The 26,128-nt window shown below is 73.7% G+C and carries 22 protein-coding genes; 13 read left to right on the top strand and 9 right to left on the bottom strand.

The genetic code is table 11. From position 1 onward, the window contains the following. Positions 1-68 precede the first annotated feature (68 nt). A complete protein-coding gene (locus ACIBCA_RS25830; RefSeq protein WP_396285374.1) occupies positions 69-437 on the top strand; it encodes an ATP-binding protein in 369 nt (122 codons plus the stop codon). Further along, entirely contained in the window at positions 434-664 is a 231-nt protein-coding gene (locus ACIBCA_RS25825; RefSeq protein WP_396285373.1) for a hypothetical protein, read from the top strand. Before ACIBCA_RS25830 ends, ACIBCA_RS25825 begins: the two co-directional genes overlap by 4 nt. A 166-nt stretch (positions 665-830) precedes the next feature. Here the strand turns inward: ACIBCA_RS25825 and ACIBCA_RS25820 are convergent, their stop codons facing one another. Next, entirely contained in the window at positions 831-1,034 is a 204-nt protein-coding gene (locus tag ACIBCA_RS25820; protein WP_396285372.1) for a DUF397 domain-containing protein, read from the bottom strand. Between the two features lie 298 nt (positions 1,035-1,332). On the opposite strand from ACIBCA_RS25820, the gene ACIBCA_RS25815 reads away from it, so the two are divergent. The 3 genes from ACIBCA_RS25815 to ACIBCA_RS25805 all read left to right on the top strand — a co-directional run bounded on the left by ACIBCA_RS25815 (position 1,333) and on the right by ACIBCA_RS25805 (position 7,781). After that, on the top strand, positions 1,333-2,712 hold the full coding sequence (locus ACIBCA_RS25815) for a TIR-like protein FxsC (RefSeq protein WP_396285371.1): 1,380 nt from the start codon (positions 1,333-1,335) through the stop codon (positions 2,710-2,712). Next, positions 2,709-6,710 (top strand): FxSxx-COOH system tetratricopeptide repeat protein, encoded by a 4,002-nt coding sequence (fxsT, locus tag ACIBCA_RS25810; RefSeq protein WP_396285370.1) that lies wholly within the window; start codon positions 2,709-2,711, stop codon positions 6,708-6,710. The genes ACIBCA_RS25815 and fxsT overlap by 4 nt, the downstream gene beginning before the upstream one ends. A gap of 105 nt (positions 6,711-6,815) precedes the next feature. After that, positions 6,816-7,781 (top strand): 2-hydroxyacid dehydrogenase, encoded by a 966-nt coding sequence (locus ACIBCA_RS25805; protein ID WP_396285369.1) that lies wholly within the window; start codon positions 6,816-6,818, stop codon positions 7,779-7,781. A 25-nt stretch (positions 7,782-7,806) separates the two neighbouring features. Here ACIBCA_RS25805 and ACIBCA_RS25800 read toward each other — a convergent pair whose 3' ends face one another. Continuing rightward, a complete protein-coding gene (locus ACIBCA_RS25800) occupies positions 7,807-8,661 on the bottom strand; it encodes an alpha/beta fold hydrolase (RefSeq protein ID WP_396285528.1) in 855 nt (284 codons plus the stop codon). A 24-nt stretch (positions 8,662-8,685) separates the two neighbouring features. Next, positions 8,686-9,621: a DUF4231 domain-containing protein gene (locus ACIBCA_RS25795; protein ID WP_396285368.1), complete on the bottom strand. Its 936-nt coding sequence runs from the start codon at positions 9,619-9,621 to the stop codon at positions 8,686-8,688. Between the two features lie 323 nt (positions 9,622-9,944). On the opposite strand from ACIBCA_RS25795, the gene ACIBCA_RS25790 reads away from it, so the two are divergent. Further along, complete coding sequence (locus tag ACIBCA_RS25790; protein ID WP_396285367.1) at positions 9,945-11,174, top strand: glycosyltransferase 87 family protein; 1,230 nt, start codon at positions 9,945-9,947, stop codon at positions 11,172-11,174. Here the strand turns inward: ACIBCA_RS25790 and ACIBCA_RS25785 are convergent. Next, positions 11,168-11,932 carry a sugar isomerase domain-containing protein gene (locus ACIBCA_RS25785; RefSeq protein ID WP_396285366.1) on the bottom strand — a complete coding sequence of 255 codons (765 nt, stop codon included), beginning with the start codon at positions 11,930-11,932 and terminating at the stop codon, positions 11,168-11,170. The two genes, ACIBCA_RS25790 and ACIBCA_RS25785, sit on opposite strands and share 7 nt — an antisense overlap. 220 nt (positions 11,933-12,152) lie before the next feature. On the opposite strand from ACIBCA_RS25785, the gene ACIBCA_RS25780 reads away from it, so the two are divergent. Further along, positions 12,153-12,845 carry a metal-dependent transcriptional regulator gene (locus tag ACIBCA_RS25780; RefSeq protein WP_396285365.1) on the top strand — a complete coding sequence of 231 codons (693 nt, stop codon included), beginning with the start codon at positions 12,153-12,155 and terminating at the stop codon, positions 12,843-12,845. Positions 12,846-13,260: 415 nt separating this feature from the next. Here ACIBCA_RS25780 and ACIBCA_RS25775 read toward each other — a convergent pair whose 3' ends face one another. Next, the gene (locus ACIBCA_RS25775) at positions 13,261-13,968 is read right to left on the bottom strand and encodes a bifunctional DNA primase/polymerase (protein WP_396285364.1); all 708 of its coding nucleotides are present in this window, start codon (positions 13,966-13,968) and stop codon (positions 13,261-13,263) included. Positions 13,969-14,274: 306 nt separating this feature from the next. Here ACIBCA_RS25775 and ACIBCA_RS25770 point away from each other — a divergent pair, with 306 nt between their 5' ends. Together ACIBCA_RS25770 and ACIBCA_RS25765 are read left to right on the top strand one after the other, a co-directional pair. After that, positions 14,275-15,651, top strand: a complete 1,377-nt coding sequence (locus tag ACIBCA_RS25770) for a transcriptional regulator (protein WP_396285363.1) — start codon at positions 14,275-14,277, stop codon at positions 15,649-15,651. A gap of 213 nt (positions 15,652-15,864) precedes the next feature. Continuing rightward, positions 15,865-17,010 (top strand): hypothetical protein, encoded by a 1,146-nt coding sequence (locus tag ACIBCA_RS25765; RefSeq protein WP_396285362.1) that lies wholly within the window; start codon positions 15,865-15,867, stop codon positions 17,008-17,010. Positions 17,011-17,088: 78 nt separating this feature from the next. Here the strand turns inward: ACIBCA_RS25765 and ACIBCA_RS25760 are convergent, their stop codons facing one another. Beyond that, on the bottom strand, positions 17,089-18,387 hold the full coding sequence (locus tag ACIBCA_RS25760) for an ABC transporter substrate-binding protein (protein WP_396285361.1): 1,299 nt from the start codon (positions 18,385-18,387) through the stop codon (positions 17,089-17,091). Positions 18,388-18,562: 175 nt separating this feature from the next. Between ACIBCA_RS25760 and ACIBCA_RS25755 the strand changes: the two genes are divergently transcribed. Beyond that, the gene (locus tag ACIBCA_RS25755; RefSeq protein WP_396285360.1) at positions 18,563-19,078 is read left to right on the top strand and encodes a hypothetical protein; all 516 of its coding nucleotides are present in this window, start codon (positions 18,563-18,565) and stop codon (positions 19,076-19,078) included. A gap of 159 nt (positions 19,079-19,237) precedes the next feature. Beyond that, entirely contained in the window at positions 19,238-20,104 is an 867-nt protein-coding gene (gene purU, locus ACIBCA_RS25750) for a formyltetrahydrofolate deformylase (RefSeq protein WP_396285359.1), read from the top strand. Positions 20,105-20,128: 24 nt separating this feature from the next. On the opposite strand, the gene ACIBCA_RS25745 is transcribed toward purU, so the two are convergent. Together ACIBCA_RS25745 and ACIBCA_RS25740 are read right to left on the bottom strand one after the other, a co-directional pair. Further along, on the bottom strand, positions 20,129-21,328 hold the full coding sequence (locus tag ACIBCA_RS25745) for a zf-HC2 domain-containing protein (protein WP_396285358.1): 1,200 nt from the start codon (positions 21,326-21,328) through the stop codon (positions 20,129-20,131). Then, a complete protein-coding gene (locus ACIBCA_RS25740; RefSeq protein ID WP_396285357.1) occupies positions 21,325-22,065 on the bottom strand; it encodes a sigma-70 family RNA polymerase sigma factor in 741 nt (246 codons plus the stop codon). Before ACIBCA_RS25740 ends, ACIBCA_RS25745 begins: the two co-directional genes overlap by 4 nt. Before the next feature lie 670 nt (positions 22,066-22,735). On the opposite strand from ACIBCA_RS25740, the gene ACIBCA_RS25735 reads away from it, so the two are divergent. Next, on the top strand, positions 22,736-23,209 hold the full coding sequence (locus ACIBCA_RS25735; RefSeq protein ID WP_396285356.1) for an ATP-binding protein: 474 nt from the start codon (positions 22,736-22,738) through the stop codon (positions 23,207-23,209). Between the two features lie 459 nt (positions 23,210-23,668). On the opposite strand, the gene ACIBCA_RS25730 is transcribed toward ACIBCA_RS25735, so the two are convergent. After that, entirely contained in the window at positions 23,669-24,640 is a 972-nt protein-coding gene (locus tag ACIBCA_RS25730) for a GlxA family transcriptional regulator (RefSeq protein ID WP_396285355.1), read from the bottom strand. Between the two features lie 162 nt (positions 24,641-24,802). Here ACIBCA_RS25730 and ACIBCA_RS25725 point away from each other — a divergent pair, with 162 nt between their 5' ends. After that, entirely contained in the window at positions 24,803-26,125 is a 1,323-nt protein-coding gene (locus ACIBCA_RS25725) for an MFS transporter (RefSeq protein ID WP_396285354.1), read from the top strand. Positions 26,126-26,128 lie beyond the last annotated feature (3 nt).

Here is a 26,128-nt window from a genome sequence, read left to right as displayed (position 1 = left end):
ATCTGCCTACAGTTTCAATGATGGATCGTCAATCACGTTGATCCGCAAGCACCGCTGGGAGCTTCCCCATGTGTGACCCCACCCTCAACGCCCCCTCCCTCATCATCTCCCGTGAGGCGTTGCGCGACGCCATGGAGCGCGCCGGGTACGCCAACTCCTCGATCTCCGACGCCGAACTCGCGCTCGTCGAGCTGATCGTGAACGCGTGGCGGCACGGACTGACCGCCTCGCCCGTCGTCCTGGTCGTCATCACCAACGGCACCCTCCGCGTCACCGTCGCCGACCGGAGCCCCTCGCTCCCCGAGCAGAAGAAGCCCAACCTCCTCTCGGAGTCCGGCCGTGGCCTCCAACTCGTCGCCGGCCTCACCCACCGCTGGGGCGCCGAACCCCAGAAGCTCGGCAAGCGCGTCTGGTTCGAGCTGGACGGTGCCGCGTGAACGCCCACCACCCCATCCAGCCGATGGACCCCGCCCTCAACCACCTCGGCCGCGCGGAGATCATCGAACTCCTCGTGGAACTCCGAGCCGTCAGCCGCGAGTTCGGCCTCCTCTGGCCGTCCGCCAAGCCGGGTGAGCGCGCCCTCGACGGCCGCGTCCTGGTCAACCTCGGCAACGTCCCCGTCAGTACCGTGATCAACCTCCTCGCGGTCCTGCGGGAGTTCTAGCCGTGACGGCCCTCCTGCTCCTCATGCTCGTCGAATGCCTGATGGGCGGCATCTGCCGGCTGCGTACCCACCAGCTCCTCGGCCACTGACCAACCTCGCGCGCGCAGGAAGTCGGCCCGTCCGACTTCCTGCGCGAGACCTGTCCGCCCGGCCACCAAGGGCCCGCTCAGGCGACGAAGTGGTCGAACTCGCCCGCCTTCGCGCCCTTGATCCACGCGTCGAACTTCTTCCGCGTGGTGGTGACGATGTGGTCGAGGTCGTCGGACTGCCGGATGTAGACGTTCTCCTCGTCGGAGGCGATCTCCAGGTACAGCTCCTGGCCCTCGCTGAGGGCGGGACGCTGCCAGTCGAGGTGGTCGAGTCGGCTCATGGGATTCGGTGGCCCTTCCGTTCGGGTGTGGGGTTCCATGATGGGCGATGACCGGGGGAGCGGGAGCCGGATGTGATCAGGCCATTCCCCCGCGTCAGGAGTGCATCGGAACCGGCCGGGGGAGGTACGGGAAGTGATGGCCGAGAACCACGGGCGGTGACCAGCACGTCGTTTCGGTCATGTCAATTCGTACGAGGCGATGTGCTATTCCATTGGGGTATCAGTCGTTCCTACACTGGAGCCCCGCCGCACGGGGGCTGCGGGGACCAGGGTGCCTACGGGCCCGGGGGAGGCGCGTGTGAACGACCGTGGCTGGGAAGAGGAGGACGCCCGGCCGTACTTCTTCCTCTCCTATGCGCACACCCCGAAGGCAGGTGCGCGAGGCGCGGGTGATCCCAACCACTGGGTGCGGCAGCTGTACCGGGATCTGTGCGAGGCGGTGCTCCAGCTCACCACGGCGCCGTCCGGCGTGCCGGTCGGGTTCATGGACGAGTCCATGCACCAGGGGGAGTTGTGGGCGGAGCGGCTCTCCGAGGAGCTGGCGATCTGCAAGGTGTTCGTACCGCTGTACTCGCCCCGGTACTTCAACAGCGTTCCGTGCGGGCAGGAGTGGCACGCCTTCACCCGCAGGCCCGTGTATCCGTCGACCATGGACGTGGAGCGGACGAGCGGCATCGTCCCCGTCCTCTGGGCGCCGATGTCCCGCTACCGGCTGCCCAAGGTGGCCAGTGAACTGCAGTTCAATCACGCCAGTTTCGGCCAGGACTACGCCACCGAGGGCCTGTACGCCCTGATGAAGCTCAGCTACTTCCGGTCCGCCTACGAGCTGGCCGTGCACCGCCTCGCCCGGCGGATCGTCCAGGTGGCGGAGGAGACGGTGATCCCCGTCGGGCGGCGGCTCGACTTCAACGCGCTGCCCTCCGCCTTCAACGTCAGCGCCCCGACCAAGCAGCTGCGCATATCCGTCCTGTCCTACCACCAGGGCGAGGTGCCGCCGGACCGCAACCCCGACTTCTACGGCGCCCGGCGCACCGACTGGCACCCGTACCGGCCGTCCGGTTCGCCGATCGCTCAGCACGCGGTGCGGCTGGCGCGGCAGCTGGGGTTCCAGCCGACGGTGCACGAGTTCGACGACGAGGTGGAGTCGATCATCGACGGCAACGCCGAGGCGCCGGGCCTGCTGCTGCTCGACCGCTGGGCGCTGCGCGACCCGCGCCGGTGCGAGCTCGTCCGCCGCTTCGACCGCTCCGACGCCACCTGGGTGGGCGTCCTCGAGCCCTGGAACGCCGACGATCCGGAGTGCGCCGAACGCGGGGGCGAACTGGGAGAGTTGAGCGATCAGGCGCTGCGCATCACCCGGCGGGCCAGCCGGCCGAGCTTCCTCGGCGCGACCGGACCGGGCGGCCCCGCCGGCTCCGCCGGGCTCAACAGCCTCGACGACTTCGACGACGCGCTGCCCCGGGCCGCGATGAAGGCCAAGTACGCCTTCGAGGTGCGCGCCCGGGCCGAACCGGAGGAGCCGCCGCCCACCCGCCGCCCCGACCTGCGGGGGGCCTTCCGGCCTCCCGAAGGCGACCCCTTCGGCCCGCAGCCCGGCAACGACGACGACCCGTACCGCGACGACGGCGATGACCCCCACGACGGGACGGCGCCCCTGGGAGGACGAGGACCCCGATGAGCGAGAACCGCACCAGGAACTTCCGCATCGGCGCCGCCGAACTCCTCGCCCAGCGCGAGGCCGAACGGGAGGCCGCCGCACGCGACCGCAACGGCCGCATCATCACCTTCTACTCGTACAAGGGCGGCACCGGCCGCACCATGGCGCTCGCCAACACCGCCTGGATCCTCGCCGCCAACGGCTTCCGCGTCCTCACCGTCGACTGGGACCTGGAGGCGCCGGGCCTCGCCAAGTTCTTCCACCCCTTCCTCGACCCGGCCTCCCTCGCCGGGACCACCGGCATGATGGACCTCATCGCCGAGTACCGCGAGGAGGCGCTGCGCCCCGTCGAGCACGCCGAGGGCTGGCACCTGGACTTCGCCCGGGTGCACCCGCACGCACTCTCCCTGGCCTGGGCGCACTTCCCCTCCGGCGGCAGCCTCGACTTCCTCTCCGCCGGCCAGTTCAACCGCGACTACTCCGAGGCCGTCACCCACCTCGACTGGGACATCTTCTACGACCGCTTCGACGGCGGGCAGTTCTTCGACGCGCTCAAGGCCGACATGGCCAAGCGGTACGACTACGTGCTGATCGACTCGCGCACCGGCCTGTCCGACATCGCCGAGATCTGCACCGTCCAGATGCCCGACGACCTCGTCGTCTGCTTCACCCTCAGCGACCAGTCCATCGACGGCGCCTCCCGCATCGCCCAGCACATCCACGACCGCTACCGCGACCGGGGCATCCGCATCCTGCCCGTCCCCATGCGCATCGACGAGGGCGAGAAGGAGAAGGCCGACGCCGGCCGCGCCCTCGCCCGCGTCCGCTTCGACGGCCTGCCGGCCGGCCTCGGCGGCGAGGAACTGGCCTCCTACTGGGGCTCGGTGGAGATCCCCTACCGGCCCTTCTACGCCTACGAGGAGATCCTCGCCACCTTCGGCGACCAGCCCGGCGCCCCCACCTCCATGCTCGCCGCCTGCGAGCGCCTCACCTCCGTCATCAGCGAGGGCCGCGCCGCCGGGCTGCCGCCCATGGACGAGGAGGTGCGGCTGCGCTTCGTCGACGCGTTCACCCGCCGCCGCCCGTCCGTGCCCGCCGACCTCTACCTCTCCTACGTCCCCGAGGACCGGATGTGGGCGGACTGGATCGAGTCCGTGCTCACCCGGGCCGGCTTCCGCGTCCTGCCGCGCGACCTGTCCGCCGGCACCGACCCGCGCGAGGAGACCGAGCGCGGCATCGACTCGGCCTACCGCACCGTCGCCGTCCTCTCGCCCGCCTACCAGCGCTCCCCGCAGGCCCGGGCGCTGTGGGAGTCCGTGGTCAGCTCCGACCCGTCCGGCACCCGGCGCCAGCTGCTGCCCGTACGCGTCGGCGACGTGCGCCTGACCGCGCCGTTCAGCAACCGCAACCCCGTGGACCTCGTCGGCCGCGACGAGAACCAGTCCGTCCAGAGCCTGCTGCGCGCCCTCGGCCGGGGCGAGAGCGCGCTCGCCGAGGCGCCCGCCGGCGGGCCCCGCTTCCCCGGCTCCAAGCCCTCCATCTGGGACGTCCCGCCGCGCAACCCCTCCTTCACCGGCCGCTCCGCCGTCCTGGAGCAGCTGCGCAACCAGCTGCGCGGCGGCATGGCGGCCGTCCTGCCCACCCCGCAGACCCTGTACGGGCTCGGCGGCGTCGGCAAGACGCAGGTGGCGCTGGAGTACGCCCACCGCTTCATGTCCGACTACGACCTGGTCTGGTGGATCGACGCCGAGCAGACCGAGCTCGTCGCCCCCGCCCTCGCCGACCTCGCCCGCCGCCTGCCCGGACTGCGCGTCGGCGACTCCGTCACCGAGGCCGCCGAGGCCGCCCGCGAGGCGCTGCGCCGGGGCGTGCCCACCTCCCGCTGGCTGCTGATCTTCGACAACGCCGACGAGCCCGCCGAGATCCGCCGGTTCTTCCCCGGCGGCTCCGGCCACATCCTCGTCACCTCCCGCAACCAGGCGTGGACCGGCCACGCCGAGGCGCTGGAGGTCGACGTCTTCACCCGAGGCGAGAGCGTCGAGCACCTGTCCCGGCGCGCCCGCAGCCTCTCCCGGGCCGACGCCGACCGCGTCGCCGAGGCCGTCGGCGACCTGCCGCTGGCCGTCGAGGTCGCCGCCGCCTGGCTGGACACCACCGGCACGCCCGTCGACACCTACGTCAGCCAGCTGCACGCCGAGGCCGCCCGCGCCCTCGCCGTCGGCCGGCCCGTCGACTACCCCACGCCCGTCGCCGCCACCTGGAACGTCTCCATCGGACGGCTGCGCCAGCAGTCCCCGGCCGCCGTGCGCCTGCTCCAGCTCTGCGCGTTCTTCGCGCCCGAGCCGATCTCCATGAACCTCTTCTACAGCGACCAGATGATCCGGGCGCTGGTGAAGTACGACGCGGACCTCAGCGACAAGTTCATGCTCGGCAAGGTCATCCAGGCGATCGGCCGCTACGCCCTCGCCAAGGTCGACGCCGGCAGCAACAGCTTCCAGGTGCACCGGCTCGTCCAGGCCGTCATCCGGGCCGGCATGAGCGACGAGGAGCAGGAGGTCGCCGTCCACGAGGTGCACCGCATCCTCACCGGCGCCCGGCCCGTCCTCGGCGACACCGACGACCCGGCCAACTGGCCCGCCTTCGACGAGATCTGGCCCCACCTGTCCCCGTCCAAGGCGCACAACTGCGACGAGGCCGACACCCGCCAGCTGCTCATCGACCGCGTCCGCTACCTGTGGAAGCGCGGCGAACTCGACCGCGCCCGCGACCTCGGCCACGCCCTCGACGCCGAATGGACCAGCAAGCTCGGCGACGACGACCGCCAGACCCTGCTGCTGCGCTTCCAGCTCGCCAACGTCCTGCGCTCCCAGGGCAACTACGCCGAGGCCCTGGCGCTGGACGAGTCCACCCTGGAGCGCCAGCGCGCGCTGCTAGGCGAGCACCACCCGTACACCCTGATGACGGCCGGCTCCCTCGGCGCCGACCGCCGGGCGCTCGGCCGCTTCCAGGCCGCCCTCGACCTCGACCGCGAAATCCTCGACCAGTTCCGCGAGTTGTTCGGCGACGACAATCCGCGCACCCTGTCGATGGCCAACAACCTGGCCATCGACTACCGGCTCGTCGGCAACAGCGAGGCCGCCCGCGAACTCGACCAGGAGACCCTCGACCGGCGCACCGCCGTCCTCGGCCCCAAGCACCCCTACACCCTCTCCACCAAGTCCAACCTCGCCCGCGACCTGCGCGAACTCGGCGACTACCGCGGCTCGGTGGACCTCCTCCAGGAGGTCACCTCCGACCTCGGCGACGTCCTCGACCCCGACCTGCCCGAGAACCTGCGCAACGCCAAGTCCCTCGCCGTCTCCCTGCGCCGCATCGGCCAGCTCGCCGAGGCCCGCCGGATCACCAAGGAGACGTACGAGCGCTACCTGGAGCGCTACGGCGCCGACGCCCCCGACGCGCTCGCCTGCGCGCTCAACCTCGCCGCCGACCACAGCGCCTCCGGCGACAAGGAGGCCGCCCGGGACCTGTGCGCCACCGTCTTCGAGGGCCACCGGCGCCTCTTCGGCGACGAGCACCCCTTCACCCTCGCCTGCGCCAACAACCTCGGCATCTACCTGCGCGGCAGCGGCGACGTCGCCGGCGCCATCGAACGCGGCCGGCTCACCGTCGAGGGCCTGACCGCCTCCGTCGGGCAGGACCACCCGTACACCCTCAACGCGATCATCAACCTCGCCAACGCCTACGGCGACGACGGGCAGCTGCACCTCGCCGAGGAACTCGGGCGCACCGCCTACGACGGGCTCTGCGAGCGCTACTCGGCCCAGCACCCGGACGCCGTCGCCTGCGAGGCCAACCTGGCCATCACCCTGCGCTCCGACGGCCGGCACACCCAGGCGGCCGAACTGCGCACCCGGGCGATCGGCGAACTGATCCGGCAGTTCGGCGAGGAACACCCCAACACCGTCTCGGCGCGCGGCTGGAAGCGCATCAACCGGGACCTGGAGCCGCAGCCGGTGTAGTCGGCCAGGGCGGGTACGCTGCGGAGCCATGAGCGAGCGGAGCGAGCGAATCATCAGAAGGCGCGCATGGGCGAATGCCCCCGCCGAGCGACGCGAGGCGGGCGCATGAGCGCTCCGCAGCCCCCCGTCCTGGTCACCCGCCGGCTCGCGCCCGGGGTGATCGAACGGCTCACCGCGCAGTACGAGGCGACCGTGCACGACGCCGACACGGCGATGGACCGCGCCGCCCTGCTCGCGGCCGCGCCCGGCCGCAGGGCCGTGCTCACCACCCTCGACGACCGCGTGGACGACGAGTTCCTCGACGCCGCCGGCCCGCAGCTGGAGATCGTCGCCAACCACGCCGTCGGCTACCACAACGTGGACGTCGCCGCCTGCGCCGCCCGGGGCGTGCGCGTCACCCACACCCCCGGCGTGCTCACCACCGCCACCGCCGACATGGCCTGGGCGCTGCTGCTCGCCGCCACCCGCCGCCTCGGCGAGGGGGAGCGGCTGCTGCGCTCCGGCACCCCCTGGACCTGGGGCCCGAACTTCCTGCTCGGCATGGAGCTGGCCGGCACCCCGCTCGGCGTGATCGGCATGGGCCGCATCGGGCAGGCCGTCGCCCGCCGGGCCCGGGCCTTCGACATGCCCGTCAGCTACCACAACCGCCGCCCGCTGCCCACCGAGCGGGCCGAGGGCGCCGACTGGAAGCCGCTGGAGGAACTGCTCGCCACCTCCACCGTGGTGGTCGTCACCTGCCCGTTCAGCGCCGGGACCCGCCACCTGCTGGACGCGCGCCGGCTCGCCCTGCTGCCGCACGGCGCCGTGGTGGTCAGCATGACCGCCGGCGTGGTGGACGAGGAGGCCCTCGCCGCCGCCCTGGACTCCGGGGCGCTGTTCGCCGCCGCCGTCGACAACTTCGAGCACGAGCCCGCCGTCCCGGCCGCCCTGCTCGCCCAGGAGCGCGCCGTCCTCGCCCCGCACCTGGGCAGTGCCACCGTGCGCACCCGGCAGGCGATGGGCGGCCTCGCCGTGGACAACATCCTCGCCGTGCTCGGCGGCGGCGAGGCGCTCACGCCGGTACCCCGCTGAGCCGGGGGCGGAGAAACGGGAGGCGCTAACCGGCCGCCCAGGCCAGGGCGGTGGTCATCACCCGGAAGGCGCCGAAGTGCGCGGCGCCGGGCTCCAGGAAGAGTTCGGCGCCGGGGATGCGGTCGGCCAGCCAGCGGGAGTGGTCGACCGGCGAGAACTGGTCGTCCGCGCCGTGCCAGAGCCAGGTCGGCACCCGGATGGTGCCGACGTCGAAGCCCCAGTCGGCGGTGAACGCCAGCACGTCGTCGATCCAGCCGTCCGCGCCGTGCCGGAACGCCTCCCGGTAGTTGCTCTGCAGCATCCGCCGCAGGCCGCTGTCGGCGACCACCTCCCGGTCGGCGGGGGAGAGTTCGGTGCGCAGCCCGTTCAGCAGCCGCACCGGGTCGTCCTTGATCTGGAGGGAGCGGAACTCCATCGCGTCGGCGATCCGCTCGTGCCCGCGCTCCGCCTCCCGGTAGGCGCGCACGTTGGAGGGCGTCATGCCCGCGTACCAGTCCAGCCCGGCCGCGTCCCGGGGCGCCAGGCCCACCAGCACCGCGACCCGGCCGACCCGTTCCGGCAGCAGCGCCGCGCAGGCCAGCGCGTGCGGGCCGCCTCCGGAGCGGCCGAGCACCGCGAAGCCGTCCAGCCCGAGGTGGTCCGCGATGGTGCGCACGTCCTCGGCCGCCGCGGAGACCCGGCGGCCGAACAGCCGCGTCGAATCGCCGTAGCCGGGGCGGTCGTAGGAGATCAGCCGCACGCCCAGGCGGTACAGCACGGTGCTGCGCGGGTGCGGGCCGACCCTGCTGCCGGGCATGCCGTGCAGCAGGAACACCGGCCGGCCGCGCGGGTCGCCCAGGGACTCGACGGCGAGGGTCCGGCCGTCCTCCGCAGTGACCATCCGTAACGCCACGCGCTCGCCTCCTCAGTGTTCCCGTTCGGTGGTGGTGCGGACCTCCCGGCGGGCCTGCCAGGTGGTGTGCTCGCGGGAGACGGCGTCCTCCGCGTCCCGGGCCAGGCGCGCCCAGAGCTCCTCGGCCTCCGGCGATTCCAGGTCCAGCGCCTCCAGTTGGCGTCTGATCAGTTCCAGCTCGTCCGCCGCGAGGCCGTACGCGGCGGCCAGCGGGCGGTACTGGCGCAGCTGCGCCCAGGCCGTCACCGAGGCGGCCACCGCCGAGACGGTGCCCAGCGCGTCGTAGGTGTACGCCCCCAGCGCCCGGGCCAGGGCCAGCACCAGGCCCAGCGCGGGCAGCAGCACGCCCAGCACCCCGGCCCAGTGCCCGGCGCGGGCGCAGTAGCGGGACTTGGAGCGGTACCAGTCGTGCTGCACCCGGATGCGCTCGCGCAGGTACACCTCGCGGCGCACCGCGAGGGGCTGCCCGCGCAGCGTCCGCATGCCCTCGGTGATCCCGGCCGGATCGGAGCCGGGTTCGGGCATCGCCCGGCTGCCCCGGAACGCCTCGAGCACGCGCTCGAGCTGGAAGCGGTACAGGCCCTCCGCGTCGGGCAGGGCGCGCGGCGGCGGCCGGTAGGCGTCGGCCCGCACCGCGTACTTCCAGGCGAGGGTCTTCACGGACTCGGCGGCGGCCCGGCCCTCGTACCAGAGGCCCTGCGGGTTCTGCCGGCTGATCACCACCGCGAGGACGATCGCCCCCAGGTAAGCGACGGCGGCCGGCCAGGCCCAGGGCTCGCCGTCGGCCGAGCCGGTCGCGGCGGCGGCCACCAGCAGGACCAGCTCCCAGGCGGAGAGCAGCACCGAGCGGCGCTGCCCGTGCAGCGAGGCCGCGTCGGCCGCCCGGAAGAAGTCCGGCAGGAGTTCGTGCTCGCCCACCCATCCGGCCCGTCCAGCCCCAGACGCCATGCTCGGCCCCCACCCGTCGCTCCGGTCGCACCGCTCTCCTGCCCCGGGCGGCCGCGCGGTACGCCTGGGCATGCCGGGGGCCGTGCGCAATTGGCCTGGATGGCGCGGTGATTCGTCCGGTACTCCGCGTGACGGCGGGCGGGCGGCCGTGGTGCGTGAACCGAGGGGGACTGTTGGCCGTCGAACGACGGGAAGTACTGTCATTCAATCGGAACGGGTGGGACATGAACGCGGGGGGCGAGTCCGTGGAGGCATCGGCCGAGGCCGAACGGCCCGGGGCGGAGCGGCCCCGGGCGGAATGGGTCCTGTGGGGGATGTCACTGGTGTCGGCCGCGCTCCTCGTACGGGCGCTGCTGCTGCCGTACGAGTCGCCGGACTGGTACTACTTCCTCGGCCCCTGGTACCGCTACCTCGAGGACAACGGCGGGTTCCACGCCCTCGGCGGCGCCGACTTCTCGGACTACAACGTCCCCTACCTGTACCTGATGGCCGCGCTCTCCTACCTGCCGGTTCCGGGGATGACCGCCGTCAAGGGCGCGTCGATCCTCTTCGACCTGCTGCTGGCCTCCTACGCCTACCGGATCGCGGCGCTTCGGCGGCCGCGCCGGCCCGGGCGGCCGTTCGCGGCGGCGGCGACCGTGCTGTTCCTGCCCACGGTCGTGACCAACAGCGGCTGGTGGGGCCAGGCCGACGCGATCTTCACCGCCTTCCTGCTGGGCGGCGTCTTCCACCTGATGCGCGGCCGCTCCTGGTGGGCCTGCTCCTTCTTCGGGCTGGCCCTGGCCTTCAAGCTCCAGGCGGTCTTCCTGTTCCCGCTGCTGCTCGTCGCCGTGCTGACCCGGCGGCTGACCTGGCGGAGCCTGCTGGCCGTCCCGGCCGTCTACGTGGCGCTCGACCTGCCCGCGATCCTGCTCGGCGCCGACCCCTGGCACCTGCTGACGGTGTACCTGCGGCAGACGGGCACGTACCAGGACCTCACGCTCAACGCGCCCTCCGTCTACCAGTTCGTCTCGGTGCCCTCCGGCGAGGAGGACCCGGTGCGCAAGGCGGGCGTCCTGGTCGCGGGCGCCCTGGTGCTGGCGCTGGTCGCGCTGGCCGTCCGGGCGGTACGCGGCGCCGAGGACCGGTCGGCCGGGCCGGGCCGGGCGGGCCGGGCGGGTCGGCCGGGCGGGGGCGGCGGGGTGGACGCGGCCGGCGCCGTCCTGCTGCCGGCCACCGTCTTCGCGATCGCGGTGCCGTTCCTGCTGCCGTCCATGCACGAGCGCTACTTCTACGTCGCGGACGTGCTCAGCGTGCTGCTCGCCTTCCACCGGCCCCGGCAGCTCTGGTACCTGCCGGTGCTGGTGCAGCTGGCCTCCTTCGGCAGCTACCTCAAGTTCATCGCGCCCCCGGTGTCCCCGTACCTGTCGATGCCGGCCCACGGCGCCCTGATGCTGCTGGCGCTGATCGCGGTGCTCCGCGTCGCCGCCCGGGAGTTCGGGCCCGGACCGGCGCCCGCGCCCGAGTGCGGGGCCGCCGGTGCCGGTCCGGAGGTCCGGGCCGCGGCTCAGTAGCTGTAGTAGACGCGTCCGGCGTTCTCGGACATCTGCTCGGCGTTCCACTCGGTGCCGCCGGGGACGTTGCCGGAGCGGAACAGCGGCGGGGCCGGGCGCTCCCCGGCCACCGCGCGGTCGGCGAGGCGGCCGACCGCGGAGGCGACCACGGCCTGCATGATCGCGCTGGTCACGATCGTGGAGACCGGGCCGAAGCCGGTGCCCGCGCCGGGGTGGCTCAGCTCGGCGTCGCCGGGCGCGATCTTGCTGTCCAGCACCACGTCGCAGTTGTCCTTCAGGTACGTGCCCGAGGGGTGCGCGGAGGGCACCGCCTCCGGGTACGCCAGCGAGGTCAGCCCGACGACCCGGAGCCCCCGGTCACGGGCGTAGCGGGCCAGCTCCACGGGCATGACCTGGCGGCCGGAGAGCGAGATCACGAACAGCAGGTCCCCGGCGGTGGCCGGGGTGAGGTCCAGCGTGGTGGTCGCCAGCCCGGACACCCGCTCCAGGGCGCTGGACAGCGGCGCGGGCATCGTCGTCACCCCGGCCGTGCCCGGCACGTTCAGCAGGTTGACCGGCACCAGCCCGCCCGCCCGGTACACCACGTCCTGGGCCGGCAGCGAGGAGTGACCGGCACCGAAGGTGAACACCCGGCGGCCCTCGGCGACCGCCTCCGCCAGCAGCGCGGCGGCGGCCTCGATGGTGTCGGCCTCCTCCTCGCGGACCCGCTGGAGGTGGGCGATCGCGGCGTCGAAGTACCGGCCGACCAGGTCGTTCATCTGCTGCCTTCGCTCTCTGCCGGTGGGGGAGCCGGCCGGGTGGGGCGCGCGGGAGGGCCCGGGCGCCGGTGGAGAAAGGTACGGCGAGCACCGTGGCTTCCCGGCGGCACCGCTGTCAACAGCCGGTGAAACGGCCCCCCGCCGGACCGGGCGGGCCCGGTTGTCGCCGCGGTACGTCAGAATTGGCGGTGAGGACACCGAGGAACGGGAGCCAGCGGCGATGTCTGGGCTGATCGACACCACTGAGATGTACCTGCGCACCATCCTGGAGCTGGAGGAGGAAGGCATCGTTCCGATGCGCGCCCGCATCGCCGAACGCCTGGAACAGAGCGGCCCCACGGTCAGCCAGACGGTGGGCCGGATGGAACGCGACGGCCTGCTGCGGGTCGCGGGCGACCGCCACCTCGAACTCACCGAGGAGGGGCGCCGGCTCGCGGTGCGGGTGATGCGCAAGCACCGCATCGCCGAGTGCCTGCTGGTCGACGTGATCGGGCTCGAGTGGGAGCAGGTGCACGAGGAGGCCTGCCGCTGGGAGCACGTGATGAGCGAGACGGTCGAGCGCAAGGTGCTCGCCATGCTCGGCCACCCCACCCAGTCCCCGTACGGCAACCCGATCCCGGGCCTGGACGAGCTCGGCGACACCAAGGCCGAGGGCGAGGGCTTCGACGCCGCGCTCGTCACGCTGGACACCGTCCGGCCGGGCGAGGAGGGCGCCAGCGTGGTCGTGCGCCGGATCGGCGAGCCGATCCAGACGGACGCCGAGCTGATGAGCGCGCTGCGCCGGGCCGGGGTGCGCCCGGGCTCCACGGTGCGGGTGAGCACCGGCGTGGGCGGCGTGCTGGTCGGCAGCGGGGAGAACGCGGCGGAGCTGGGCAAGGACATCGCCCAGCACGTGTTCGTCGCCCAGGCCTGACGGTCTTCCGGAAGCCGGATTTCCGGAAGACATGGAAGGGCCCGCCGCTCTCCTCCCGGCCTCCGGCTGGGAGTACCCCCACGTGCGGCGGGCCCTTCCGTCCTCCCCGTCCCCCGTTCCCTCCCGGTCCCCTCCGATCCCCTCCACCGCCGCGCCCGGCTTCCCCGTCCGAGCGCCCCTCCGGCGTCCCCACACACCGCCATTCCTCCCCTCGGCCGATCATGGCAATCCTTGAGCACGGTCACTCGTACGGGCGGCTTTCCCCCTCTGACCAGCGGGTATCTCCCGGCCTTATCCGCACATGCGTGTGACGGGCCCCGCCTCCGGTGGGAGGCGGGGCCCGTCAGTCGCGGCGCGTGGTGTCGCACCGGGCACGCCCTCACCCGGATAGGCGCAGGACGTCCGCTCGGGGGACTCAGACCGCCGCCGGCTGGGCGGCCGCCTGCGGCCGCTGCGCGGGCGCCTCGCGGCCGCAGGCGTACGCCAGCGGGCTGATCAGCTCGGCGGCGTCCGGCAGCCAGCGGTTGGACTCGGAGGGCGAGCGCGCCCACTGGACGTAGCCGGTGGAGCCGATCCGCGAGGGCGGGGCGACCGTCCAGTCCCCCTCGCCGCGGGCGACCAGGTCCAGCCGGCCGGTCGGCCAGCCGAGCTTGCGCAGCATCTCCGGCAGCTTCGCCGCGACCCCGGGCAGCACCAGGAAGTGCAGCCGCCGGCCGGCCCGGCCGGGGGAGGAGGGCAGGACCACGACCGGGCCGAGCTGGAGGTCCATCCGCTCCATCCGCGCCAGCGCCAGGCAGCCGGCCGTCTCCGGCACGTCCAGGACGTCGAAGGAGCGGCCGGTGGGCAGCAGGATCGACGCCCGGGGCCGCTCGGTCCACCAGCGCCGCACCGCGCCGGGGCCCGCGCTCGCCTTGCGGGCCCAGTCCGCGTCCAGCGGGTGGGCGCCCGGCAGCGCGCAGCGCAGATCGCCGCAGGAGCAGTGGGCGGGCCCGTCTCCGTCGACGATCCAGGCGCCCGGGGTGACCTCCCAGTGGCGGTTCTCGGCGTAGCTGACGGCTTCGGTCAGCAGCGGGGGCAGGCCGGCGTTCTCGCGTCGGGCGGGGGAGTCGGGGATGTCGTCCACGCGCTGCTCAACTACCGTGTGTGAGGCTGGTTACGGCCCGGCGGCCCCCGGTCGGCCGCATCCCGCCAATGTCACCCGATCCGGTTACTCGACCGAGTTCGTGCGGGCGGGGGTGGGCGCAGTGGGGGCGCACAGGGGCATTCACCAGGGCGCGTGGGGGGTGCGGTTCGTCACCGTGGGTATCCCGCTGGCGTTGCTGATCGCTAACCTGGTGTCAGATTCCTTTGACGGTCGGACAGTCGGCAACAGATCAGCAGAATCGTCGCCCACCGGCCGGGCCGGAGGGTGTGGGGAGGCGAAGTCCAGATGGCCGCGAGACCACTCGTCGCACGACAGCCCAACGAGCGTCTGCAGCAACTGATCCAGGAGGCCAGTTGCTCCAACGCCGGTCTCGCCCGCAGGGTCAACCTCTGCGGTGCCGAACACGGCCTGGACCTGCGCTACGACAAGACCTCCGTCGCCCGCTGGCTGCGCGGCCAGCAGCCGCGCGGGCAGGCCCCGGCCGTGATCGCCGAGGCCCTGGGACGCAAGCTCGGCCGCAGCGTGTCGGTCGAGGAGATCGGCATGGCCGACGGCAAGAACCTCAGCTCCGGCATAGGACTCCAGTTCGCACCCACGCTGGGCGCCGCCCTGGAGCAGGTCTGCGAACTGTGGCGCAGCGACGTCGGCCGCCGCGACTTCCTCACCGGTGCGACGGTCGCCGCCTCCGCCCTCGTCGAGCCCAGCCGCGACTGGCTCATCACCCCGCCCGACCCGATGGTCGCCCGCGCCGGGGGGCCCCGCGTCGGCCCGACCGACGTGGCCGCGATCAAGGCCACCACCGACATGCTCGTCGACCTCGACCACCGCTTCGGCAGCGGCCACGTGCGCCCGGTCGTCGTCCACTACCTCAACTCCGTGGTCTCCGGCCTGCTCGGCGGCGCCTACCGCGAGGAGACCGGCCGCCAACTCTTCGCCGCCGTCGCCCGGTTGACCGAACTGGCCGGCTACATGGCGGTGGACACCGGCCAGCCGGGCCTCGCCCAGCGCTACTACATCCAGGCGCTGCGCCTCGCCCAGGCAGCCGACGACCGCGGCTACGGCGGCTACGTGCTCGCCGCCTCCATGAGCCACCTCGCCGCCACCCTCGGCAACCCCCGGGAGATCGCCCAACTCGCCCGCGCCGCCCAGGAGGGCGCCCGCAGCGTCGCCACCCCCACCGCGATGGCCATGTTCTACGCCGCCGAGGCCCGCGGCCACGCCCTGCTCGGCGACGCCCGCTCCTGCGAGGCGGTCTCCGCCAAGGCCCTGGAGGCGATGGAGAAGCGCCGCCCCGAGGACGACCCGGACTGGATCGCCCACTTCGACGACGCCTACCTCGCCGACGAACTCGCCCACTGCCACCGGGACCTGGAACAGGCCGGCCAGGCCGAGCACTACGCCCGCCGCGCGCTCGACCTGCACCCGCCGACCCGGGTGCGCCGCCGCGCGGTGGACCTGGTGCTGCTCGCCACCGCCCAGCTCCAGCAGCGGGACCTGGAACGCGCCTGCGAGACGGGCGCCCAGGCGGTGCGGCTGCTGAGCGGGCTGCGCTCCAACCGGGGCGTGGAGTACCTGGACGAGTTCCGCCGCCGGCTGGAGCCCTTCCGGGAGCAGCGGGTGGTGCGCGAGTTCCACGCCAGGGCGGACGCCGAGGCGGCCTGACCTGCGGAGGGAGCACCTGGAGGAGCGGCTGGAGGCGTTCGGGGGCGGAGCGGCGTCCGTGCAGGGAGCGTGTGGGATCGTCCCGCCCACGTGGTCACCCGGTGAGGCGAACCGGTAGCGTGGGCGCGACGTCCAAGGAACTGTGATGCTCCCAAGAACCGACGAGATGTGGTCCGCCGTCAGCGCGCGGTCCGGCCCAGGTGAGGAATCGCGTTGAGCCAGCGACGCTCGTACCCCAACTCGGGGGACTTCAACCTGGACGACCTGTTCCGCCCCGAACCCGGGCAGCAGCAGGCGCAGCCGACGCCGCCGCACGGCGTGGCGCCGCAGCCCGTACAGCCCCAGCAGCCCCCGTTCCACCAGCCCCACCAGCCACAGCCGGGCCCGTACGGGCAGCAGCCGTCCGGGCAGCCGGAGTACTTCGGCGACGGCGGGTACCTGCCGCCGGCCCAGGGGGCGCCGGTCCAGCAGCAGGGCGGCTGGGCGCCGCAGGCCGACCCGGCGCCGGAGACCCAGCACCTGCCGCCGTACCCGAGCGGGGACCCGCACCAGCAGGGCGGTTACGCGGCGGCTCCGGCCGGCTACCCGCAGCAGGCGCAGTCGTACCAGCCGGAGTCCGTCTACCGGTCCGAGCCCGCCTACGCACCCGAGCCCGCGTACCAGCCCGAGCCCGCCCGCGCGCCGCAGGCGCAGCCGGACGAGGAGCCGCCCGCCCGCGGGAACCGCCCCTCCGGCAGGCTGATCGCCGGCGGCGTGGTGGCCGGCTGCGCGGCGGCGGGCATCCTGGTCGCCGTGCTGATGAGCGGCGGGGAGGACGCGAAGCCGGACAAGAAGACCACCCCGGTGGCCGCCACCAGCAGTGACCACGCCGGCCCCGTGAGCGGCACCGGATCGGGCGCCCCCGTCGACCCGGCCGTGAAGGCCCAGGCCCAGGCCCTCTCGGACCTGCTGGGCACGGCCAGCGACAGCCGCAGCTCGGTGGTCTCCGCCGTGGCCTCCGTGCAGAAGTGCGACAAGCTGCCCGAGTCGCAGCAGGCGCTCACCGCGGCGGCCGGCAAGCGGCGCGAGCTGCAGACCAAACTCGGCCAGCTCAAGACGGACAAGCTGCCCGGCGGCCAGCAGCTGGTCGACCAGCTGAACTCGGCCTGGACGGCCTCGGCCTCGGCCGACGACGAGTACGCGGCCTGGGCGGGCGACATGCAGGGCGGCTGCGACGCCAAGAAGACCGACAACCAGCACTACAAGAACGCGGTGGCCTCCAGCGGCACGGCGACCACGGCGAAGAAGCAGGCCTCGACGCTGTGGGGCACCGTCGCGGGCCAGACGGGCCTGCCCACCCGCAGCGACGGCGACCTGTAGGCGAAGGCGGCCTGTAGGCGAAAAGGAAGGGCGGGGGCCCTGGAGAGGACCCCCGCCGCCACCCGGTACGGACACGCGCTACGCCGGCGGGCGGCCCTTGGTGAGCACCCAGCGGACGTCGACGAAGCCGGGCTGCGCCTGGGTCATCCGGCCGCCCTTGACCACCTGGTAGGTGACCCAGGTGTTCACCAGCCGGGGCGACTCGGTGCTGGGCAGCATGTTGGTGGGGCCCCAGTTCAGCGACGGGATGAGCCCGATGTCGATGCCCTCGCCGCTGTCCAGCAGCGCGGTCACCGACTTCGCGGTGACCTGCTTGCCGGCCGCCGAGAGCTTCTCCGAGACGACCCGGAACACCTCGTACGAGACCCAGGTGGTCTGCACGCCCGGGTCGGAGACGTCGATGGTGCGCCCGCCGGTGGTGTCGGCGCGCACCACCGCGCGCAGCCCGTCCCAGATCTTCGCGGACTCCGGCGGGTACCAGCTGGTGACCATGGCGCCGGCCAGCGGGCCGTTGTCCCCGCCGGTGGAGTCGACCACCGACTGCTGGACGCTGCCGATCACCGAGGCGATCCGGGTGTTCTTCGGGGCGAGCCGGCGGTAGGAGTCGAGCAGGTTGCCGGTCGGCTGGGCGGCGAGGGCGCTGGTGATGCAGTTGCCCTGCTCGTCCTTGCCGACCGCCTTGCGGACGACCTGGGCGTAGTCGGTGGACTGCTCGGGCGCCTTGACGTCCAGGAGCTTGACCCCGGACGGCTTGAGCGCGGTGGCCAGGTAGCCGAGCAGGTTGTCGCCGGCCCGGGTGTCCGGCCGCACCAGCGAGATGGACTTGCAGCCGGCCTCGACCAGCTGGCGTCCGCTGCCGCCGATCAGGGCGGGCATGCCGCCGTCCACCGGGTAGGACAGCGGGCTGGAGAACTCGGGCTGCGAGAGCCCGTACCCGCCGATCAGCGGGATGCCGGCGCGCTCCAGCACGGGCATGAAGTCGTCGCCGAACTGGCTGTAGGAGCCGATCACGGCGACGGCCTTGGCGTCCACGGCCTGCTGGGCGCAGGCCTTGGCGCCGTCGGCGCTGTTGTGCTCGTTGCAGGTGAGCACCCGCAGGCGGTGGCCGTTCAGCCCGCCCTTGAGGTTGACGTCCTTGCCGACGGCCTCGGCGAGTTCGGTCATGCCGGGCCGGTCGGTTCCGGTGCCGGACGGTGCCCAGGTCATCACCGTCAGGTCGCCACTGGTGGAGGCATCGGCCGGTCCGCCGCACGCGGAGGCCGAGAAGAGGGTGGGGAACAGCACCGCCGCGGTCGCGGCGGCGGCGATCGGGCGGCGCCGGGAGCGCCCCGCTCTCGCGGGACGGCGGCCCGGGTGGGGGTCCCTTCGGCTGGTCATCGATGTTTCCCTCTCTGGAGCGCCCTTCGGCGCACCGGAACCACCCAAGCCCCGGCGTCACACGCCGAGAGGGCCGAAAACGGAACGGTTGGGAAACGGAAGCCGAACTCCGGTTCCGAACGCGTGTAGATCGCGAGTGGAGACGAAACGGATGGGGAACGTACGATCGTCATTCATGTCCGTCGGCACAGAATCTTCGTACCGGTCTGCCCGAAACCCTTCTCGCGCGGGCCACCGCTCCAGCACGATGGGCGGCATGCCGCTCAACGACCTGCCCTGGTGGCGCTGGCGAGCCCGACTGCGCTCGGCGCTGCACATGCTCTCCGACCCCGGCTTCCAGCAGGAAGCCTGGCTGACCGGCCGCGACGGCTACGGGGACGTCACCGACGCCGTCTACCGGCTCGTCGAGGACACCTGGCTGGACCGCTGGTCCGCCGAGAAGTACGTCGGCTCGATCCTGCGCGACTCCACCGAGGCGTCCCTGGTGGACACCGCCGTGCTGCGGGCCGTCCAGATGCTCCACGAGGTCGGCGCGGACGCCCCGGCCGCCGCCTACCTCGGCCACCCCGGCTGGCCCGAGACCGTACGCGCCGCCCGCGAGGCCCACGTCGCCCTGGCCCTCGGCGACGGGGACGACCCCGACGCCGCCCCCAAGTCCCTCGACGTGCTGCGCATCCTCACCTCCGTCTGAAACCCGTCTTGCAGTACGGGCGGCGGGCTCACCGGCCGCCCGGGGTGTGACAGGCTGGACCGCTCGCGCACCCGCGCCACACCGAACTCCGACCGCCTCCTCCGGCCGTCTCCGGCCATCTCCGACGATCTCCCACGACCTCAGGACGGGATACCCCCAGTGGAACAGCAGCCGGCCAGCGCCCAGTACGTCCTCACGCTGTCCTGCCCCGACAAGCAGGGCATCGTCCACGCTGTCTCCAGCTACCTCTTCATGACCGGCTGCAACATCATCGACAGCCAGCAGTTCGGGGACGGGGACAGCGGGCTGTTCTTCATGCGGGTGCACTTCTCCGCCGCCGAGCCCGTCACGGCCGACAAGCTGCGCGCCAGCTTCGCCGCGATCGGCGCCTCCTTCGGGATGGACTGGCAGATCCACCCGAGCACGGAGAAGATGCGGATCGTCCTGATGGTCAGCAAGTTCGGGCACTGCCTGAACGACCTGCTCTACCGCACCCGGATCGGCGCCCTGCCGGTGGAGATCGCCGCCGTGGTCTCCAACCACACCGACCTGCGCGACCTGACCGAGGGCTACGGCGTCCCCTTCCACCACATCCCGGTCACCCGGGACACCAAGGCCGAGGCCGAGCAGGAGCTCCTCGACCTCGTGGCCAAGGAGAACGTCGAACTCGTCGTGCTCGCCCGCTACATGCAGGTGCTCTCCGACCAGCTGTGCACGGCGCTGTCCGGCCGGGTGATCAACATCCACCACTCCTTCCTGCCGAGCTTCAAGGGCGCCAAGCCCTACCACCAGGCCCACGCCCGCGGCGTGAAGCTGATCGGGGCCACCGCCCACTACGTCACCGCCGACCTCGACGAGGGCCCGATCATCGAGCAGGAGGTGGCCCGCGTCACCCACGACGTCAGCCCCGACCAGCTGGTGGCGCTCGGCCGGGACGTCGAGTGCCAGGCGCTGGCCCGCGCGGTCAAGTGGCACAGCGAGCACCGGGTGCTGCTCGACGGCACGCGCACCGTCGTCTTCGCGTAAGCCGGCCGAGCCCGCTACAGCTGCTCAGGGCCGCGACAGCAGCGGGAGCGCGTGCAGCACCTCGCGCACCGCGGCCCGGTCCCCGTGCGAGCCGACCGGCAGCCGGTCCGGGTCGCGGTGGGCGGCGGCCAGCTGGCACAGCTCCAGGGCGTCCATCAGCATCGTCGCCACCGGCTCCCCGGCGGGCGGCCCCGCCTGCGGGCCGTCCAGCGGCACCATCCACTCGCCGCCCGCCGGGCCGTCGACCACCAGCCGCAGCCGCCGCCCGCCCGGCGCCCGCTCGTCCGGCGCGGCCGGGGCACCGGCGTGCTCGGGGCGGGCGGCCCGCAGCCCGGCCAGCGCCGAGGGCAGCAGCCGCACCGTCAGGTCCACCATCTGCCGCAGGTGCTGCGGCGCCGGCGGCGCGTACGGGTAGGCGACCGCGCGGGCCACGTCCTCGCCGTGCACGTAGCACTCGAAGGCGCGGTCCACGAAGGCGTCGCGCAGCGGCATCACCGCGAAGCCGAGGTCGACCGGGGTGTTGCCCTGCGGGGCGAGCGCGGCGCTGCGCACCAGGTCGTGGGTGAGCCGGCGCCACCGGGCGCGCACCGACTGCGGCGGCTGCCCGGCCTGGTCGGCGATCAGCCGGGCCGTGCGCCCGGACACCCCCGCGTACGGCCCGCCCTGCGGCGGCACCCGCGGCGCCGCGTACGGGGCGGGAGCGGCCGCGTCCTGCGGCGGCACCCGGGGGAGCGGGAGGGGCACGGTGCCCGCGCCCGGTGCGGCGGGCACCGGATCGGGCAGGCCCAGGGCCAGCGCCAGGTAGCCGTCCACCGCGCTCAGGTGGCAGAGCACCTCGGCCGGGCGCAGCTGCTCGGTGCCGCCGTGCCAGGGCAGTTCGGCGACCTCCTGCCACTCCTGCGGGCCGAGGTCGCGCAGCAGCGCGTCCAGCTTGGCGGTCTCCGCCGTGTACGGAACACCCCAGGCGGGGACGGGCAGTTGGGCCGGGCGGCGGGCCAGGCACCAGTCGAGGACCTGCTGGCGCAGCGAGCCGGGCTGGTCCAGCGGCTCGTCCAGGGAGAGCCAGCCGGCCGCCTCGCGCAGCCGGGCGGCCTCGGCGGCGCACTCCGGGCAGGCGCGCAGGTGCCGCTCCAACTCGGCCGCCTCGTGCGGCGGGCAGGCGCCGAGGGCGAAGGCGCCGAGCAGCGAGCGCAGGGCGTCGTGCTGCTCCTCGGTACTCGTCACGTGCCCCCGTCCCCCGTCGTGCCGTCGTTCGCCGTCCCGTCCCCGCGCCCTTCCCCCGGCCCGCCGTGCGCCGTGCCGCCCGCGCCGCCCGGGTCTCCCGGGTCGTCGCCGTGGCGGGCGCGCTCCTCGGCCAGTTCGGTGGCCAGCAGGTCCAGCCCGAGCCGCATCCGCTGCTTGGCGGACTGCTCGCTGATGCCGAGCAGCCGGGCCGTCTCCTGGTAGGTGCGGCCGTCGTAGTACGTCACGGCGATGGTCTCACGCAGCGGCCCGGGCAGGGAGTCGACCACGTACTGCATGCGCGCGGCGGTGGCCACGGCGCGGATCTCCTCCTCGGCGGCGCGCTCGGTCGCTTCCGTCGGAGTCGCCCCCGTCTGGGTCGTTCCCGTCTGGCTCGTTCCTGTCTGGGCCGTTCCCGTCGGAGCCGCCCCGGAGGGGACGAACTCGGCGGCGCGGGCGGCCCGCAGGCGGTCGACGGCGCGGCGGTGGGTGAGGGTGCCGAGCCAGGAGCGCATCGAGCCCTGGGCGGGGTCGAACTCCTCGGGGTGCTCCCAGGCGTGGGCGAAGATCTCGCGGGTGAGCTGGGCGGCGGCGGCCTGGTCGCCGAGGACGCGCCCGGCCAGGCCGTGCACCATCGGCGAGAGCCGGTCGTAGAGTTCGCCGAGCGCGGTCTCCTCGCCCCGTGCGAGCCGGCGCTGCAACTGTTCGTCCCAGCGCGGGTTCTCGTCCGGGGCGGCCATCGGGAACCACCCTCTCCTGCCCGGGTTCTCTGGCGACCCCCACGGTATCCCGGGGCCGGGGCGCGGCGGGCGTGAATCGGTCAAGAACGGAACCCGCTCTCGCGGATCCGCGGGCACGGTCGCGGTGCTGCCGCGGTGTTCGGGCCCGGGCGGGGGAGGGTTCGTCGGACGATGGGACGATCCGCTGGTGGGACGGTCCGTCGACGCCCCTGTTCGAGAAGTGCTGGACATATGTCGCACGGGTGGTTCGCGAGTGGCGGAGACGGTGTGAGGGGTGTGCGGCGGTAGGTTCCCGGCATGCGGGAATCCGGCCGGTCGGCCCGGGCCGGACGTGTGCCGGTGCGAGGTTCGCGAGAGTGAGCGGGTCAGTATGCACCCCCTGTCCCCCGATCGCTGGAATATGCCCGAAGCGCTTGCTGCGGGCCGCCGGCCCACTCATCCTGAGGCGTATTCGAGCCGCGGCCGGTGCGTGACGGACGGTCGGGACGGCGCGGTCGGGACGGCACGGCCGGGTCCGCGTGGGCGGAGCGGGCGGGCGCGTGCCCGGGGTGCACGAGGGTGCACGGAGACGACGGGCCGGGTGGCCGCGGGCGAGGTGCGAGGGCCCGCCGGTCCTCCCGTCCGGCCCGATCGGGACGATGGCCGAACTGCGAGTGCGGGTGGTGGAGCGGTGCAGGTTCTTCAGGTGCAGCTGGCGGTGCAGGCGGACCCGGCCGAGGTGGGCCGCGCCCGCCGGTGGGTGCGCTCGCGGCTGCTGAACCACGGGGTGGACCCGGACGCGCCGATGGCCGAGACGGTGGTGCTGGTGGTCTCCGAGCTCGTCACCAACGCCGTCGTGCACACCGGCTGTCCGGCCGTGCTGAGGCTCTGTCTGCCGGTGCCGGACTCCCCGGAGCAGGAGCGGGCGACCGTCCCGCTGCGGGTGGAGGTCGCCGACACCAGCCAGATCGCGCCCGCCCCCCGGCACGCCGGTGCGGACCAGGACGCCACCAACGGGCGGGGCCTGGAACTGGTCGAGCTGCTCTGCGAGCGCTGGGGCTGGTACCCGGACGGCAGCGGCAAGCGCGTCTGGTGCGAGATCGGCGCGGACGCCCGGCCCGCCGATCCGCTGGCGGGCGTCGACTGGGCGGCTTTGGCGCAATAGCGGCTACCGCGGCGGCCCGTGGGCGGGCTCGGCGGGCCGGCGGCGATCACCGGCCGAAAGGTGACGCAACCATTCCGAATTTCCGACTACCCATTGACGTGACGTATCCGACTGATCACGCTTGGGTGCGGCTCTCCGTTGCGAGGGGACGCCGAGGGGCCGTCCGGCCGCCGCCACGGTGCTGCTGTCCAGGGGGAACGCGTCAGCAGGGGGGACCGTGGAACGCCGGAGGCGGGCCGCTCCTCGGCGAGTGCGGAGCGCCCGGCGCGGGATCAGGGCCCGTGCGCCGCGATCGGGCGGCGGCTGGCCGTGGCGCGTGCGGAGCGCCGCGGGCGGCCGCCGTCCGGTTCACCGCACCGGGCGGTGGCGGCGAGGCGGCGGATTCCGGCCAGCCGTCCGGTCCTCGCCCGGCATCCACCCGGGCAGCGCCCGTACGTGCTCCGGCCGGGGCCGTCGCCCTCAGCCCGCCACGGCCCGGAAGGTGCGCCGGTAGGCGCTCGGCGCCACGTCGAGGCGGCCGCGCAGCTGCAGCCGCAGCGAGGCGGCGGTGCCGAACCCGGACTCGCGGGCCACCTGGTCGATGCTCAGATCGGTGCGCTCCAGCAACTGCCGCGCCCGCTCGGTGCGCTGCACGGTGATCCACTGGCCGGGGCTGGCACCGGTCTCCTCCCGGAAGCGCCGGGTGAAGGTGCGCACGCTCATGCCCGCCAGCTCCGCCAACTGCCGCAGTGCCAGCGGTTCGTCCAGGTGCTCCAGCGCCCAGGCGCGCACCGCCGCCGTGCCCTGCCCGGACGCCTCCGGCGGGCTCGGCGCCTCGACGTACTGCTTCTGGCCGCCCTCGCGCCACGGCGGCACCAGGCAGTTGCGGGCCACCGTGTTGGCCACCGCGCTGCCGTGGTCGCGTCGCACCACGTGCAGGCACAGGTCCACCCCGGCGGCGACCCCGCCGGAGGTGAGCACGTCCCCGTCGTCGGTGTAGAGCACGTCCGGGTCCAGCCGCACCGCGGGGAAGCGCTCGGCGAACAGCTCGGTGTAGCGCCAGTGCGTGGTGGCCGGGCGGCCGTCCAGCAGCCCGGCGGCGGCCAGCAGGAAGGAGCCGGTGCAGATCGACATCAGCCGGGTGCCGGGCCGGATGCGGGCCAGGGCGGCGGCCAGTTCGGGGGTGAAGGCGGCATCCACGGCCCCCGGGCTGGAGTCGGCGGAGGCGGGGATCACCACCGTGTCGGCCCGCTCCAGCAGTTCGGGCCCGTGGTCGACGACGATGCGGAAGTCCGCGCTGGTGGCGACCGGTTCGCCGTCCAGGGTGCAGGTGGCGACCCGGTACAGCGGGCGGCCGTCCGCGTCCCGGGCGGAGCCGAAGATCCGTGCGGGGATGCCGAGTTCGAACGCGATCACGCCGTCCAGGGCGAGCACCGCGACCAGGTGCGTCATACCGTCGCTCCTCCTTCGGGGTACGTGGGGTTCGGCTCCGGGTCCTTGAGGGCCGGCTCCTCGGGGGCCGGGCCAGCGTATGCCAAGCGCTGGCCCGATTCTTGCGAAAGCTGTCGTTCAGGCCACTCGTCGCCGCCGCGCAGCCCCGGGAGACTCGACGCCGTGACCGAACGCAGCGCCCTCGCCCCCACCGTGGCCCCCGCCGACGGCCGACCCTCCCGCCCCCGGGTGCACTACGCCTGGGTCGTGGCCGGCGTCGCCCTGCTCGTGCTGCTCGGCTCGGCCGGATTCCGCTCCACACCCAGCCTGATGATGGACGCCCTGCACAACGAGTTCGGCTGGTCGAACGGGACGATCGCCAGTGCCACCTCCGTCAACCTCACCCTCTACGGCCTCACCGCCCCCTTCGCCGCCGCCCTCATGGACCGCTTCGGCGTCCGGCTGGTCGTCGTCTGCGCCCTGCTCACCATCTCCATGGGCGCGGGCCTCACCATGCTGATGCGCGAGCCCTGGCAGCTGATGCTCTGCTGGGGCGTGCTGGTCGGCCTCGGCAGCGGCTCCATGGCCGGCGCCTTCGCCACCACCATCTCCGGCCGCTGGTTCCAGGCCCGCCAGGGCCTCGTCACCGGCGTGCTCACCGCCGCCGGCGCGGCGGGCAACCTGATCTTCCTGCCGGTCGGCGCCTGGCTGGTCGAGGAGCACGGCTGGCGCTCGGCCGTCGTCGTGGTCTCGCTCGCCGCCACCGCCGTCGCCGTGCCCGTCCTGCTGCTGATGCGCGAGCGCCCCGCCGACCTCGGCCTGCTCCCGTACGGCGCCACCGAGGCCCCGCCCGCACCCGCCCAGGCCGGCGGGGCGCTCGCCCGCTCCCTGCGGGTGCTGCGCGGGGCGGCCCGCACCCGGGCGTTCTGGCTGCTGGCCGGCTCCTTCGCCATCTGCGGCGCCACCACCGTCGGCCTGGTCGGCACCCACTTCATCCCCGCCGCCCACGACCACGGCATGCCCGTCACCGCCGCCGCGAGCCTGCTCGCCCTGATCGGCCTGTTCGACGTGGCCGGCACCGTGTTCAGCGGCTGGCTCACCGACCGCGTCGACTCCCGGCTGCTGCTCACCGTCTACTACGGGCTGCGCGGCCTGTCGCTGGTCCTGCTGCCGCAGCTGTTCGCCGGCTCGCTGGAGCCGCCGATCCTCGCCTTCGTCGTCTTCTACGGCCTGGACTGGGTGGCCACCGTGCCGCCGACCGTCGCCCTGTGCCGGCGCAACTTCGGCGAGGACGCGCCGATCGTCTTCGGCTGGGTGCTGGCCGCCCACCAGATCGGCGCCGCCGTCGTCGCGGGCCTGGCGGGCGCGGCCCGGGACGCGCTCGGCGACTACGACCTCACCTGGTACGGCGCCGGCGCCCTGTGCGCGGTCGCGGTCGGCCTCTGCCTGGCGCTGCGCGGCGGCCGTACGGCGGCCCCGGCGGCGGCTCCGTCGGCGGTGGTCTAGACC

Origin of the sequence: Kitasatospora sp. NPDC051170 (genome assembly GCF_044455705.1) — a bacterium.
GTDB lineage: Bacteria > Actinomycetota > Actinomycetes > Streptomycetales > Streptomycetaceae > Kitasatospora.
This window is presented reverse-complemented; position numbering and strand designations above follow the sequence as displayed.

Bases quoted from the DNA above. Each gene is read 5' to 3' on its own strand.
- ACIBCA_RS25830 (WP_396285374.1), top strand. From the start codon at position 69: ATGTGTGACCCCACCCTCAACGCCCCCTCCCTCATCATCTCCCGTGAG.
- ACIBCA_RS25820 (WP_396285372.1), bottom strand. From the start codon at position 1,034: ATGAGCCGACTCGACCACCTCGACTGGCAGCGTCCCGCCCTCAGCGAG.
- fxsT (WP_396285370.1), top strand. From the start codon at position 2,709: ATGAGCGAGAACCGCACCAGGAACTTCCGCATCGGCGCCGCCGAACTC.
- ACIBCA_RS25805 (WP_396285369.1), top strand. From the start codon at position 6,816: ATGAGCGCTCCGCAGCCCCCCGTCCTGGTCACCCGCCGGCTCGCGCCC.
- ACIBCA_RS25800 (WP_396285528.1), bottom strand. From the start codon at position 8,661: ATGGTCACTGCGGAGGACGGCCGGACCCTCGCCGTCGAGTCCCTGGGC.
- ACIBCA_RS25795 (WP_396285368.1), bottom strand. From the start codon at position 9,621: ATGGCGTCTGGGGCTGGACGGGCCGGATGGGTGGGCGAGCACGAACTC.
- ACIBCA_RS25785 (WP_396285366.1), bottom strand. From the start codon at position 11,932: ATGAACGACCTGGTCGGCCGGTACTTCGACGCCGCGATCGCCCACCTC.
- ACIBCA_RS25780 (WP_396285365.1), top strand. From the start codon at position 12,153: ATGTCTGGGCTGATCGACACCACTGAGATGTACCTGCGCACCATCCTG.
- ACIBCA_RS25770 (WP_396285363.1), top strand. From the start codon at position 14,275: ATGGCCGCGAGACCACTCGTCGCACGACAGCCCAACGAGCGTCTGCAG.
- ACIBCA_RS25760 (WP_396285361.1), bottom strand. From the start codon at position 18,387: ATGACCAGCCGAAGGGACCCCCACCCGGGCCGCCGTCCCGCGAGAGCG.
- ACIBCA_RS25755 (WP_396285360.1), top strand. From the start codon at position 18,563: ATGTCCGTCGGCACAGAATCTTCGTACCGGTCTGCCCGAAACCCTTCT.
- ACIBCA_RS25740 (WP_396285357.1), bottom strand. From the start codon at position 22,065: ATGGCCGCCCCGGACGAGAACCCGCGCTGGGACGAACAGTTGCAGCGC.
- ACIBCA_RS25730 (WP_396285355.1), bottom strand. From the start codon at position 24,640: ATGACGCACCTGGTCGCGGTGCTCGCCCTGGACGGCGTGATCGCGTTC.